The organism is Salinicoccus jeotgali (assembly GCF_055379195.1).
Map to the genome: position 1 here is coordinate 1,943,399 of NZ_AP043830.1, position 12,518 is coordinate 1,955,916.

Below are 12,518 nucleotides of genomic sequence, written 5' to 3' on the forward strand. Positions count from 1 at the left end.
TATTATGGACATATTAATTTAATTTCAGTTTGATTCTGACATATTATAGACATAATTGGTCATGCTTTGAAACTTTCTGGTTTTTCATTGAGGATGCCGTAGTAGTACTTGATGTTTTCGCAGATCCTTAAAGAAGCCCGACCGTCCCCATATGGATTGTTGGCCTGAGCCATCTTTTTGTATACTTCCTCATCCGTGAGAAGCTCATTCACCAGTCTGTAGACGTCTTCCTTTTCTGTACCCGCCAGCTTTAGAGTCCCTGCTTCTATGCCTTCGGGACGCTCTGTGGTATCACGCAACACCAACACTGGTTTTTGTAGTGATGGCGCTTCTTCCTGGACGCCTCCGGAATCCGTCAGTATAATATGACTGTTTGCTGCAAAGTTATGGAAATCGACCACGTCCAGCGGTTCAATCAGTTCAATCCGGTCATGGCCTGAGAGGTGCTTATCTGCTATGGCCCTCACCTTAGGATTTTTGTGCATTGGATACACCACTGTAACATCTGCGAACGTCTCTACGATGTCCCTGACTGCACTGAAGATATTCTCCATCGGTGTACCGATGTTTTCTCTCCTATGCGCAGTGAGCAGGATGACCTTTTTGTCTTTGTGCTTGCTGATGATGTCGCTCTGGTATGAGGTGTCAACTGTCGTCCTCAGTGCATCTATAGCGGTATTGCCAGTGACTGAAATCGTTTCTGGTTTTTTATTTTCCTCAAGCAGATTGTTTCTTGATGTTTCTGTCGGTGAAAAATGCAGGTCTGCAAGGGCACCTGTCATCTGTCGATTCATTTCTTCCGGGAAAGGCGAATATTTATTGTGGGTCCTGAGGCCCGCTTCAACGTGCCCAATATCCACCTTACTGTAGAACGCAGCCAAACTTCCTGCGAATGTCGTCGTCGTATCCCCATGAATGAGCATCATATCTGGTTCCGCTTCTTTAATGATTGACTCAAGCCCTGTAATGACACGACCTGTCACCTCAGAGAGTGTCTGCCCCTGTTTCATGATATTCAAATCATAGTCAGGTGTAATGCCGAAGATCGACAGTACCTGATCGAGCATTTCCCTGTGCTGTGCCGTAACGACGACTATCGGTTCCAGTTCGGGATCGTCTTTAAGCGCCAATACAAGAGGTGCCATCTTGATTGCTTCCGGCCGCGTGCCGAAAACCGTCATAATTTTTTTCATGTTCTTTCTCCTCATGATCTATTTTCTCTATTTTGTGCCGAACAAACGGTCACCGGCATCTCCGAGCCCCGGTACGATGTAGCTTGCATCATTGAGCTTTTCATCAAGTGCTGCAATGTAGATGTCCACATCCGGATGTGCTTCTCTCAAAACGTCCACACCTTCAGGAGCCGCCACCAGGCAGATGAACCGAATTTTAGTCGCCCCGCGCTTTTTAACAGCTGTAATCGCTTCAACTGCAGAAGCCCCTGTTGCGAGCATTGGATCGATTACGAAGATATCACGTTCTTCAATGTCACCAGGGAATTTCGCATAATATTCTATCGCCTCCAACGTCTCCGGATCCCGGTATAGGCCAACATGGCCCACCCTCGCAGATGGAATCAGTTTCAATATCCCCTGCTGCATTCCAAGACCTGCGCGGAGAATTGGTACAATACCAAGTTTTTTACCACTCAACCGCTTCTCTGTAGTCCGTGTGACAGGCGTTTCCACTTCAACATCTTGAAGGGAAAGGTCCCGGGTCACTTCATATGCCATCAGCATACCGACCTCATCCACCAGTTCCCTGAACTCTTTAGTGGATGTGTTTTTATCTCTGATGTATCCCATCTTATGCTGGATTAATGGATGTTCCATTACTTGTACTTTAGACATATTTTTCCTCCTTTTTTCCCAATTGTGCCGGAGCAATGTTTTGCTCCGGCAGTTCGAATTTACTTATGCAGTGGGAAACCATCAGTAAGTCCAGTCACTCTTTCCCTGAGTTCCTCGAACTGCTGACCTTCTTTGACCGCTGTCAAAGCTTCTACGATGATATCCGCCACTTTTTCCATTTCCGCTTCCTTGAACCCGCGCGTCGTCATAGCTGGTGTACCCAGACGGATGCCGCTTGTAACGAACGGGGACTCCTCATCGAACGGAATGGTGTTCTTATTGCATGTGATGCCGATCTCATCAAGTGCTTCTTCTGCTTGCTTACCAGTAAGACCAAAGCTTTTGACATCGACAAGCACAAGGTGATTATCCGTTTTGCCGCCAACGATGCGCAATCCGCCATCAGCCAGTCTGGCAGCCAGAGCTTTTGCGTTTTTCAGCACCTGATCTTGATATTCCTTGAAACCAGGATTCAACGCCTCACCAAAAGCTACTGCCTTAGCAGCGATGATGTGCATGAGTGGCCCTCCCTGGATGCCTGGGAAAATCAATTTATCAACTTTTTTGGCATGTTCGCTTGTAGTGAGTATGAGGCCACCACGCGGCCCTCTCAATGTCTTATGGGTCGTCGAAGTGACAAAATCAGCATATGGTACCGGGTTTTGATGGAGTCCAGCTGCGACAAGCCCGGCGATATGTGCCATATCGACCATCAGATAAGCACCTACTTCGTCAGCTATCTCACGGAATTTCTTGAAGTCTATCTCTTGTGCATAGGCACTCGCCCCAGCCACAATCATTTTAGGCTTATGTTCTCTGGCTTTTTCCAGTACTTCATCGTAATCCAAGACTTCTCCATCTTTTACCACACCGTACTCCTCAAAGTTGAAGAGCTTACCACTGAAGTTCACAGGACTGCCGTGCGTAAGGTGACCACCATGATTCAAGTTCATGCCAAGCACAGTATCCCCTGGTTTTAGAACAGACATATAGACAGCCATGTTCGCTTGTGAACCTGAGTGGGGCTGTACGTTTGCATGCTCGGCACCAAACAGTTCCTTCGCACGTTCACGAGCCAGATCTTCTACGATATCCACATATTCACACCCGCCATAATATCGCTTGTGGGGGTAGCCTTCTGCATATTTATTGGTGAGTATTGAACCTTGTGCTTCCATTACCGCTTCTGACACAAAATTCTCAGAGGCAATCAGTTCAATATTATTTTTTTGACGGTTATGCTCATCTTCCATTGCTTCAAAAAGTTTAAGATCTTGAGACTCGATAAGTGACATGTTCTCTCTCCTTAATAATTAGGTTAATAGTGCGCGCGTGGACCTCCAATAAGCTTAGGTCTTGAGTAGGCGATTGTGACGTTAGCCTGTCCTATCGTCTTTTGTTCCACCCTGAGTGGAACGGCTACAGGCTTGATATGCATTCCAATCAGGGTCTGGCCGATATCAATGCCCCGATCTGCTGCCACATGTTCAGTAACCGCTGGGGAGTCGAAGTGATGGTAGGCATATTCACTCAGACTGCCTCCTGCCGAGCGGTGAGGCACGACACTGACAGCCGGGTAACGTCTATTTTCGGCGACGTGCCTTTCCATCGTAATTGCACGGTTGATGTGTTCGCAGCCCTGGAACATAAGGTTGACATTGTGCTGTCCAGCCTTTTCGCTGAACACATCAAATATCAACGCAGCCACTTCCTCTGAGCTATTTTCTCCGATGCGGTGACCCATCACTTCTGATGTTGAACAGCCAATCAGCACATCTTCTCCTGCTCTGAAAAAGTCTACAGCTTCAAGTTGTGAAACCAATGCGTCCAGGTCATTCTTCAATCTTGCAAACTCTTCGTTCATGTCTACCTCCTTCATATTCTGTCGCCAGCCAGACATCTACAATATCATCTGCAAGGCCGGGACCGATGACTCGTTCTCCCATCGCCAGAATATTGGAATTGTTATGGGCTCGGGTGGCACGTGCGGAAAATGTGTCGTGGACCAGAGCACAGCGAATACCTTTGACTTTGTTCGCACTAATGCTCATGCCGATACCAGTTCCGCAGATCAGTATGCCCCGGTCATATTCACCAGCAGCCACTTTCTCTGCAACAGGTCGTGCAAAGTCCGGATAGTCCACAGAAGCGTCGGAATCGGGACCGAAATCCGAAAAATCAACGTTTTTTTCACGAAGTTTCGCAACAATTGACTGTTTCAGATTGAAACCGCCATGGTCTGAAGCAATAATAACTTTCATATACGGTTCACCTCGTTTACATTATATAATAAAAGCTTACAGAGAAAAGGCTTCATAAGCAAATCACAAGTCAAATTCATCAATGAATTTTTTAAGTTGTACAAAAGTCTCCTCATAATCATCCATCGTACCGCCGTAAGGGTCCATGACGTCTTCAATCCCTTCCCCAGCATATTCGCTCATCATCCGCACATCTGCTTCTGGAAATTGTTTTTCCACTATATCTTTATGGCTGGCTGTCATAACAAGTAACAATGAATCGGCAGTATCTGCCGCCATCAATTGACTGGGTGCAGATGGCCGCTCCAGGTTTTCACGGTCGATGATTGCTGCTGAGCGATCATTGATGTCTGTAGCACCAGCCATCAATCCCCTCGATTCAAAAACAATATCCTTGTCCTTGAATCTGGCCTTTGCATAACTTTCTGCCAGCGGACTCCTGCAAGTGTTGCCAGTGCAGACGAAAATTATCCTCATGACGATTCTCCCTTGATTATTTCATTGCCGGTCGCTTTATAAATGCGGTTCATCAACGCTTCTGTTTCAGCATTTTTCGGGAATCCTTGAATATATATGATATCCACCTCGGATTTGTCCATCTTCCTTAATGCTGCGTACAAATTGCGTGCCGCTTCCCGATAGGCCTGCTCTGTGGAACATAGACTGATGAACTGCGCCCCTTCGGGCACATATTCCCTCGTTGTTTCTGGCGCAATGACACCCATTTTTTGGCCTTCTTCAACCTGTAGATGTGTATTGTTGCGAAGACCCCCCTCGATGACCACAAGCGGCTGGTGAGGAGCGTAGTGTTTATACTTCATGCCTGGTGCAATCGGTTGGTTGTCGGCAGATTCATGCCTTCCGACAACTTCTTCCAAAACATCTTCCAAGTCTTCCCGTGTGATGCTCCCCGGCCGCGCGATGCGATAAGGGAACCTTGTGCAATCGAGCACTGTACTTTCCAATCCATAGGTTGCCGGTTCACTTGCGACTACTCCGTAGACTTTGCCGTTCAAGTCGTCTATAACATGACTGTAATCTGTAGGGGAAGGTTTTCCGCTTAAGTTCGCACTCGGCGCGGCCAAAGGAAAACCGACTTCACGAAGCAGTGCGCGACCGACCGGATGACTTGGCATCCTGACTGCCACCGAGTCCAGTTCTGCCACCGCATTGCTTGCAAGCATATTCCCCTTCAGCGGCAGAATGAAGGAAATCGGCCCTGGCCAAAAATGTTCCATCAATGTTTCTACTTTGACATCGAGCGGCTCAGTGAATTCGGATAATTGTGCCACATCATATATATGTACTATAAGAGGATTGTCACCAGGCCGGTTTTTGGCTGCAAATATCTTCTGTATCGCCTCAGGATTTCGTGCATCGCCCGCCAGACCATAGACTGTTTCTGTGGGAATGCCGATCACTTCCCCATATTCGAAGGCGGTCTTTATTTCATCCATCTTTTCAGAAGTTTCAATTGTATCCAGTTGACCCGTTTCAACTTCCCATATTTTTGTGTCCATACTACCCCTCCCATCTGAAGTGAAGTATTCTGTCGTTTCCGTTTATATCTTTTAGAATTTCAGGTTGCGTACCCGGCCAACATTCCGTTACATAGCGACTCAAAGCTTCAGCCTGCTTCCAGCCAATCTCGAAATAGACGCGCCCGCCCTGTTTCAAAACATTGGCCAGCTGCCTGATCATTTTTTTATACAGCCCGAGTCCGGCCTCCTCTGCATAGAGTGCCAGTTCCGGTTCGTGCAGAATTACTGAGTCGTCCATATATCTTTGCTCTGATCGACTGATGTACGGGGGGTTTGAGACGATGGCATCCACTTTGATATCGCCTTCGATGAGTGGAACAAAGAGGTCTCCTGACAACATCTGCGGACTAACCCCGTGCCTTTTGGCATTCTCTGCAGCTACATGCAGGGCTTCAACCGATAGATCAGTTAAAATCACTTCATTCTTTTTCCAAACCTTGCCCAAAGTGATTCCGATTGCGCCTGTGCCCGAACCGATGTCCACTATCGTGCGCCCATCATCCTTCTCTTTTTCGAGCACCAGTGCCACAAGCTCTTCGGTTTCATTGCGCGGTATCAGCGTATGGGCATTCACTTTGAACGCCTCGCCGTAAAACCACGCCACGCCCGAAACATATTGGTAGGGTTCCCCTTGCTCCACCCTCTCCAACGCTCGCTGATATAATTCCCGCGCTGCATCCGGCACTTCAAGATGGCCATTCACAAGTCGACTCGTTGTGTCCATCGCAAGCAAATCTTCCAGCAGGAGAACGGCTATGCGTGGTTCTTTCCCATGCGCGATAAGAGAAGCTTCTGCTTCCCTCACCATATCCCGATAGCTATAGGGAGGCATTGTTCAATTCTTCCAGTTTGCTCGTCTGCTCTTCGATTGTCAGCGCTTCAATGATTTCATCCAGCTTACCTTCTATGATCTGGTCAAGCTTCTGGATAGTCAGTCCTATTCTGTGGTCTGTGACCCTGTTTTGCGGATAGTTGTATGTGCGTATCCTTTCAGAACGGTCCCCGGTACCGACTGCGCTTTTTCGTTTTTCAGCATACTCTGCTTCCGCTTCGCGCTGCATCATGTCGTATACACGTGCTTTGAGGACTTTCATGGCGCGTTCACGGTTTTTGATCTGTGATTTTTCGTCTTGGGAAGTCACTACCGTTCCTGTAGGAAGGTGGGTGATCCGCACTGCTGAGTCGGTTGTATTGACGTGCTGTCCCCCTGCACCACTTGAACGATAAGTATCTATTTTCAAATCTTCGTTGCGGATATCTATTTCGACATCCTCCACTTCCGGTAATACAGCAACAGTCGCGGTGGAGGTGTGGATTCTGCCACCAGATTCAGTCTCAGGCACCCGCTGGACACGATGTGCGCCATTTTCGAACTTGAGTTTTGAAAATGCTGCATCTCCCTGGATCATGAAGCTGATCTCCTTGTATCCTCCGTGATCACTGGCATTCGCCTCAACGACCTCTATCTTCCAGTTGTTTTCTTCTGCATAGCGCGAATACATCCTGAATAGGTTGCCTGCAAAAATCTGCGCTTCGTCTCCTCCTGCTGCACCCCTTATCTCGATGATGACGTTCTTGTCGTCATTTGGATCTTTTGGAATAAGGAGCAACTTCAATCTGTCTTCGAGTTCAGGTATCTTCTTCTCCGAATCCGAAATCTCTTCTTTAAGCATTTCGAGCATTTCCTTGTCATCCGTCTCCTGCATCATCATCCGCGATTCTTCAATAGTCTCCTTATGTTGCTTATATTCCCTGAATGCTTCGACGGTTTTCTGCAGATCGCTCTGCTCCTTCGAATACTCTCTCAGCTTATCTGAATCACTGACCACTTCCGGGTCGCTCAACAGTTCATTCAGCATCTCATAACGATTTTCAATTATTTCAAGTTGATCGAACATATATTTTCACCTTTTCGTCTCTTTAATCTCGTTAATTATATCATATTCGGAAATAAAAAAACTGTATCGGAATATAACCCGATACAGTTTGGATACTCTTATTCGTTTGCGCTTTTGAAACCGAATTTTTTGTTGAACTTTTCAATACGGCCATCCGCAGATGCGAATTTTTGACGTCCAGTATAGAATGGATGACATTCAGCACAAACCTCTACTGTAATGTCCTCGCTGTTAACTGATCCTGTTTCAAAATCGTTGCCACATGAGCACTTTACAGTCACTCTGTGGTATTCCGGGTGAATTCCTTGTTTCATTACCTTTTCAGCTCCTTTGCCCTGAACCATCTGGAACAGAGTTATTAGTGGGTTGCCCACTTCGATACTTTTGCATTATACACGTTGGAATAGAAAGAATCAACCGTTCTGTTCAATTCAGATGACCGGGCGGCCCGTCGAATGGGAAGACAGCATCCGCTGGCGCAGCACATCGAAAAATTCCTCATTTGTTTTGGTCTGCTTCAATATCTTCAGGAACCTCTCGGTAAAGTCCGGAGAGTCCGTGAACAAGTTCCGGAGCTGCCATAATACTTCGAGCTGCCCCTTATCGAGAAGCAGTTCTTCTTTACGGGTGCTCGAGCGCCGGATATCGATTGCCGGATAAATCCTCCGTTCACTCATGTTGCGGTCCAGATGCAGTTCCATATTGCCGGTCCCTTTGAACTCTTCATAGATTACATCATCCATGCGGCTGCCTGTGTCCACCAATGCGGTCGCCAGGATGGTCAGGCTGCCCCCGGCCTCTATATTTCTCGCCGCACCGAAGAAATGCTTCGGTCGATGCAGGCTTGCCGGATCAAGTCCACCGGATAACGTACGGCCGCTTGGCGGAATCACAAGATTATACGCCCTCGCGAGCCGGGTGATGGAATCCATCAGCACCACGACATCCTCGCCCATCTCCACAAGCCGCTTCGAACGTTCAAGAAGCAGTTCAGCAACTTTGACATGGTGTTCAGGCGGTTCATCGAAGGTCGAATGCACAACTTCCGCATCTTCAACAGACCGCTCGAGATCTGTCACTTCCTCAGGCCGTTCGCCGATGAGGAGGATGAATAATTTTGATTCAGGATGGTTTTTGGTGATCGCATTGGCGATCTCTTTAAGAAGGGAAGTCTTACCTGCCTTAGGTGGGGCGACGATCATCCCCCGCTGACCAAAACCGATCGGAGTGACAAGGTCCATGATCCGCGTCGATAGATCTTCAGGTCGATTCTCCAGATGCATGCGCTCATCGGGATAGAGCGGCGTAAGTGCCTGGAAGTGCGGGCGCTTTTTTATCTGCTCTGCATTATGGTCATTGACGAAGTCGACCTGCAGCAATCCGTAGTATTTCTCGTTCTCTTTCGGCCGGCGTACTTTACCTGTGACTTTATCGCCCTTTTTGAGCTCGAACCGACGGATCTGTGAAGCAGAAATGTATATGTCCTTCTCCCCTTTGGAGAGGTTGACCGTCCTCAGGAAACCATAGCCATCCGGTTGGATGTCATCGAGTACACCTTCCATATAATAGTTGCCGTCTTTCTCCATCTGGGCTTCCATGATGGCGAGGACCAGTTCTTTCTTGTTCAGCCGGCTGTAGTTGGAGAGGCCGAGCTCTTTGGCGCGCACTGTCAGTTCTTTTGTATTATTTTTCTTGTATAGGGCATCAAAGGACTCATATTTAAGTCCATTTTCATCTCTCTCAGCCATATATTCACGTCACTTTCATTTTTAAGTAGATGGTTAGGTGTGTTTTTAATTGAGGATGTGCTACAGAGGCTTTCCAAGGAGAATTACCTTTACATATTCTACACTAGAGGGTGCTAAAGATAAAGGTTCGATACGGCCACCCTCCTTTCCCGATTAAAGGCCCGGACAGTTGTCCGGGCCTTTAATCAGTTTTCTTTTATTTCTTCGCGCCAGATGTCAGCGCCTAAATCCTTCAGTTTTTTGACGATATCCGTGTAGCCGCGATCTATATGGTTCACATTGTGGATCGTTGTCACACCTTCAGCGATCAAGCCTGAGATGAGAAGACTCGCTCCAGCACGAAGGTCACTTGCATAGACGTCGGCCCCGTTTAATTTTGATGGGAAAATCAGTGCCGAGCCGCTGTTTTGTTCTATTTTCGCATCCATACGGCTCAGTTCATCGACATGTCTGAAACGGGCCGGATAAATCGTCTCTGTAATCTTGCTTACCCCGTCCGCCATAAAGAGTATCGGGGTTAGAGGCTGTTGCAGATCAGTCGCAAATCCTGGGTATACTTGGGTCTTAACTGAAATCGGCCGATAATTTTCAGGTTTGCTGATGGTCGCCCAATCATCTCCCATTTCAATCTGGACGCCTAGTTCTTCGAGCTTCGCCGTAAGTGACTCCATATGGGTCGGAATGATGTTTTGCACCGTAAAGTCCTCTCCTGCCGCCGCCGCTGTAATCATATAGGTACCCGCTTCTATGCGGTCTGGGATGATATTATGGGTGGTGCCATGGAGTGATTCCACCCCATGGATCTTGATGGTGTCTGTTCCAGCACCTCGGATATCAGCCCCCATATTATTGAGCAGCGAAGCTACATCGACGACTTCCGGTTCTTTAGCCACATTTTCAAGGACCGTCTTTCCTTCTGCACTACTCGCAGCAATCATAAGGTTGATTGTCGCCCCTACCGAAACCATATCGAAGAATATTCTCGCACCTTCCAACTTTTCTGCAACAAGGTACATGGCACCATGTTCATTCGTCACTTTGGCGCCAAGTTTTTCAAATCCTTTAATGTGCTGGTCGATCGGTCTGGGACCGAGCGGACATCCTCCCGGGAGTCCGATCACACACTTCTTAAACCGTGCAAGCATCGCCCCCATCATATAATAGGATGCTCTTAGGGATTGTACTTTTGTATTTGGCAGCGGCATATTTTCTGCTTTTTCAGCATTGATGCGCAATGTTGTGCCGTCGAGTTCCGTGGTGACGTTCAGGTCATTAAGAAGACTCATCAATGTCTTTACATCGGAAATCTCCGGCAAACCTTCCAGGATCACTTCCCCTTCTGACGCCATTAATGATGCAGGTATCAGGGCGACCGCACTATTTTTCGCCCCGCTGATCTCTACTTCGCCGGAGAGTTTCCTGCCTCCTCTGACTTTTATCACTTCTTTAACCATAGTCGTTCTCCTTAATTTAGAATGCCTACTGGCCCTTTTGGCTGTTCCAGTCTTTCAGGAACTGGTCGATGCCTTTGTCAGTCAATGGGTGACTTGTGAGTTTCTTCAATACTTTATAAGGGATTGTAGCAATATCTGCACCTGCTACCGCTGCGCCATGGACGTGGCCTTCATTTCTGATTGAGGCAGCGATTATTTCCGTACCTATTCCATGAACCGTGAAGATGTGTCGGATGTCCGCGATGAGATTCATGCCATCGAGGCCGATATCATCCAGTCTGCCGATGAACGGAGACACATAAGTAGCGCCGGCATGGGCTGCGGTGAGCGCCTGGACAGTATTGAATACGAGCGTCACGTTTGTCTTTATGCCTTCAGATGACAGGACATTCACTGCTTTCATTCCTTCATCAGTCATCGGAATCTTGACGATGATATGCTCGTGAAGCTTCGCGAGTTCACGTCCCTCTTCAATCATACCTGCTGCATCAAGCGCAATCACTTCGCCGCTTACCGGCCCTTGAACCAACTCGCATATTTCCACAAGACGGTCATGGAAGGATATATCCTTCTCCTTGGCCACAAGCGATGGATTGGTGGTAACACCACGCAATACGCCCCATTCGTGTATCTCTTTGATTTCATCCATGTTTGCTGTATCGATAAAGTATTTCATAAACTTAAGGCACCTCCATTTAGGTTATTCATTCATTATAAAACAGTCACGCCCAGTCGGCAATGGCTGCCAGATCTTCTCAAACTGTATACATATCTGCTTCAATAATCAAATAAAAGCCATCCTTAGTGGATGGCTTTTCATGGACTGTTACGCTTGACCTGAAGTGCCGAACTCCCGGATTTTACCGCGTACAGTCTCTTTGACTGCTTCCCTTGCAGGCCCGAGGTATTTACGTGGATCATATACTTCAGAATCATTGGCCAGGACTTCTCTGACCTTCTGTGCTGACGCAATCTGGTTGTCGGTATTGACATTGATTTTAGCGGTTCCAAGAGAGATTGACCTTTGGATGTCTTTAGTCGGAATCCCCGTACCACCGTGCAACACCAATGGAATATCGGACTGGTTGCCGATTTCCTCCATTTCCGCAAACCCAAGATTCGGTTCTCCCTTATATGGACCATGCACCGAACCGAGTGCAGGTGCGAGGCAATCGATGCCTGTCCTCTCAACCAGTTCGCGGCACTCTGCAGGATCGGCATAGATCACACCGTCAGCTATAACATCATCTTCCTGGCCTCCAACGACACCGAGCTCGGCTTCGACGGAGACGCCCCTTTCATGGGCATACTCAACAACCTTCCTTGTTGTGGCGACATTGTCTTCAAATGGGCCATGTGAAGCATCTATCATGACTGATGTAAATCCAGCACCAATCGCCTCGACACATTTCTCATAGCTCGACCCGTGGTCCAGATGGATGGCCACCGGTATTGTGATGTCTAGATCGTGCATGAGGCCTTCAATCATTTTAACGACAGTTGTCATGCCGCTCATATATCTCGCCGCACCTTCTGAAACGCCCAGGATGACCGGGGCATTCTCTTCTTGTGAAGCTGTCAGGATCGCTTGGGCGAACTCCAGGTTATTGACGTTATACTGGCCAACTGCATATCCTTCTTTTCTTGCTTTATTAAGCATTTCCGTCATTGATACTAAAGGCATCTAATTTTCCTCCTGTAGATTGTTTGCTTTATTGCATAACTGTGATTATAGCAAATACATTTTATTTCGGGTAATGATTTGG

The 12,518-nt window shown here is 47.5% G+C and carries 14 protein-coding genes; all 14 read right to left on the minus strand.

Annotated elements, in window-relative coordinates; genetic code table 11:
• Positions 1-59: 59 nt before the first annotated feature.
• The 14 genes from wecB to ACZ43I_RS10115 all read right to left on the minus strand — a co-directional run bounded on the left by wecB (position 60) and on the right by ACZ43I_RS10115 (position 12,436).
• The gene (gene wecB / locus ACZ43I_RS10050; protein WP_344700795.1) at positions 60-1,193 is read right to left on the minus strand and encodes a non-hydrolyzing UDP-N-acetylglucosamine 2-epimerase; all 1,134 of its coding nucleotides are present in this window, start codon (positions 1,191-1,193) and stop codon (positions 60-62) included.
• A gap of 27 nt (positions 1,194-1,220) precedes the next feature.
• Positions 1,221-1,850, minus strand: a complete 630-nt coding sequence (gene upp / locus ACZ43I_RS10055) for a uracil phosphoribosyltransferase (protein WP_344700796.1) — start codon at positions 1,848-1,850, stop codon at positions 1,221-1,223.
• Between the two features lie 59 nt (positions 1,851-1,909).
• A complete protein-coding gene (gene glyA, locus ACZ43I_RS10060; RefSeq protein ID WP_344700797.1) occupies positions 1,910-3,145 on the minus strand; it encodes a serine hydroxymethyltransferase in 1,236 nt (411 codons plus the stop codon).
• A gap of 23 nt (positions 3,146-3,168) precedes the next feature.
• Positions 3,169-3,714 carry a TIGR01440 family protein gene (locus ACZ43I_RS10065; protein WP_344700798.1) on the minus strand — a complete coding sequence of 182 codons (546 nt, stop codon included), beginning with the start codon at positions 3,712-3,714 and terminating at the stop codon, positions 3,169-3,171.
• A complete protein-coding gene (gene rpiB, locus ACZ43I_RS10070; protein WP_344700799.1) occupies positions 3,683-4,111 on the minus strand; it encodes a ribose 5-phosphate isomerase B in 429 nt (142 codons plus the stop codon). The genes ACZ43I_RS10065 and rpiB overlap by 32 nt, the downstream gene beginning before the upstream one ends.
• 63 nt (positions 4,112-4,174) lie before the next feature.
• A complete protein-coding gene (locus tag ACZ43I_RS10075; protein WP_344700800.1) occupies positions 4,175-4,588 on the minus strand; it encodes an arsenate reductase/protein-tyrosine-phosphatase family protein in 414 nt (137 codons plus the stop codon).
• Complete coding sequence (locus ACZ43I_RS10080; protein ID WP_344700801.1) at positions 4,585-5,631, minus strand: L-threonylcarbamoyladenylate synthase; 1,047 nt, start codon at positions 5,629-5,631, stop codon at positions 4,585-4,587. Before ACZ43I_RS10080 ends, ACZ43I_RS10075 begins: the two co-directional genes overlap by 4 nt.
• Before the next feature lies 1 nt (position 5,632).
• Positions 5,633-6,484, minus strand: coding sequence for a peptide chain release factor N(5)-glutamine methyltransferase (gene prmC, locus ACZ43I_RS10085; protein ID WP_344700802.1), 852 nt, complete (start codon positions 6,482-6,484; stop codon positions 5,633-5,635).
• The gene (prfA, locus tag ACZ43I_RS10090; protein ID WP_344700803.1) at positions 6,471-7,550 is read right to left on the minus strand and encodes a peptide chain release factor 1; all 1,080 of its coding nucleotides are present in this window, start codon (positions 7,548-7,550) and stop codon (positions 6,471-6,473) included. The genes prmC and prfA overlap by 14 nt, the downstream gene beginning before the upstream one ends.
• A gap of 98 nt (positions 7,551-7,648) precedes the next feature.
• Positions 7,649-7,864: a 50S ribosomal protein L31 gene (gene rpmE, locus ACZ43I_RS10095; protein ID WP_344700804.1), complete on the minus strand. Its 216-nt coding sequence runs from the start codon at positions 7,862-7,864 to the stop codon at positions 7,649-7,651.
• 117 nt (positions 7,865-7,981) lie between these two features.
• The gene (gene rho, locus ACZ43I_RS10100; protein WP_344700805.1) at positions 7,982-9,298 is read right to left on the minus strand and encodes a transcription termination factor Rho; all 1,317 of its coding nucleotides are present in this window, start codon (positions 9,296-9,298) and stop codon (positions 7,982-7,984) included.
• A 185-nt stretch (positions 9,299-9,483) separates the two neighbouring features.
• Entirely contained in the window at positions 9,484-10,752 is a 1,269-nt protein-coding gene (locus ACZ43I_RS10105) for a UDP-N-acetylglucosamine 1-carboxyvinyltransferase (RefSeq protein WP_344700806.1), read from the minus strand.
• Between the two features lie 25 nt (positions 10,753-10,777).
• The gene (fsa, locus tag ACZ43I_RS10110; RefSeq protein WP_344700807.1) at positions 10,778-11,428 is read right to left on the minus strand and encodes a fructose-6-phosphate aldolase; all 651 of its coding nucleotides are present in this window, start codon (positions 11,426-11,428) and stop codon (positions 10,778-10,780) included.
• A 150-nt stretch (positions 11,429-11,578) separates the two neighbouring features.
• Positions 11,579-12,436: a class II fructose-bisphosphate aldolase gene (locus ACZ43I_RS10115; RefSeq protein ID WP_344700808.1), complete on the minus strand. Its 858-nt coding sequence runs from the start codon at positions 12,434-12,436 to the stop codon at positions 11,579-11,581.
• Positions 12,437-12,518: the final 82 nt, after the last annotated feature.

Bases quoted from the DNA above. Each gene is read 5' to 3' on its own strand.
- wecB (WP_344700795.1), bottom strand. From the start codon at position 1,193: ATGAAAAAAATTATGACGGTTTTCGGCACGCGGCCGGAAGCAATCAAG.
- upp (WP_344700796.1), bottom strand. From the start codon at position 1,850: ATGTCTAAAGTACAAGTAATGGAACATCCATTAATCCAGCATAAGATG.
- glyA (WP_344700797.1), bottom strand. From the start codon at position 3,145: ATGTCACTTATCGAGTCTCAAGATCTTAAACTTTTTGAAGCAATGGAA.
- ACZ43I_RS10065 (WP_344700798.1), bottom strand. From the start codon at position 3,714: ATGAACGAAGAGTTTGCAAGATTGAAGAATGACCTGGACGCATTGGTT.
- rpiB (WP_344700799.1), bottom strand. From the start codon at position 4,111: ATGAAAGTTATTATTGCTTCAGACCATGGCGGTTTCAATCTGAAACAG.
- ACZ43I_RS10075 (WP_344700800.1), bottom strand. From the start codon at position 4,588: ATGAGGATAATTTTCGTCTGCACTGGCAACACTTGCAGGAGTCCGCTG.
- ACZ43I_RS10080 (WP_344700801.1), bottom strand. From the start codon at position 5,631: ATGGACACAAAAATATGGGAAGTTGAAACGGGTCAACTGGATACAATT.
- prmC (WP_344700802.1), bottom strand. From the start codon at position 6,484: ATGCCTCCCTATAGCTATCGGGATATGGTGAGGGAAGCAGAAGCTTCT.
- prfA (WP_344700803.1), bottom strand. From the start codon at position 7,550: ATGTTCGATCAACTTGAAATAATTGAAAATCGTTATGAGATGCTGAAT.
- rpmE (WP_344700804.1), bottom strand. From the start codon at position 7,864: ATGAAACAAGGAATTCACCCGGAATACCACAGAGTGACTGTAAAGTGC.
- rho (WP_344700805.1), bottom strand. From the start codon at position 9,298: ATGGCTGAGAGAGATGAAAATGGACTTAAATATGAGTCCTTTGATGCC.
- ACZ43I_RS10105 (WP_344700806.1), bottom strand. From the start codon at position 10,752: ATGGTTAAAGAAGTGATAAAAGTCAGAGGAGGCAGGAAACTCTCCGGC.
- fsa (WP_344700807.1), bottom strand. From the start codon at position 11,428: ATGAAATACTTTATCGATACAGCAAACATGGATGAAATCAAAGAGATA.
- ACZ43I_RS10115 (WP_344700808.1), bottom strand. From the start codon at position 12,436: ATGCCTTTAGTATCAATGACGGAAATGCTTAATAAAGCAAGAAAAGAA.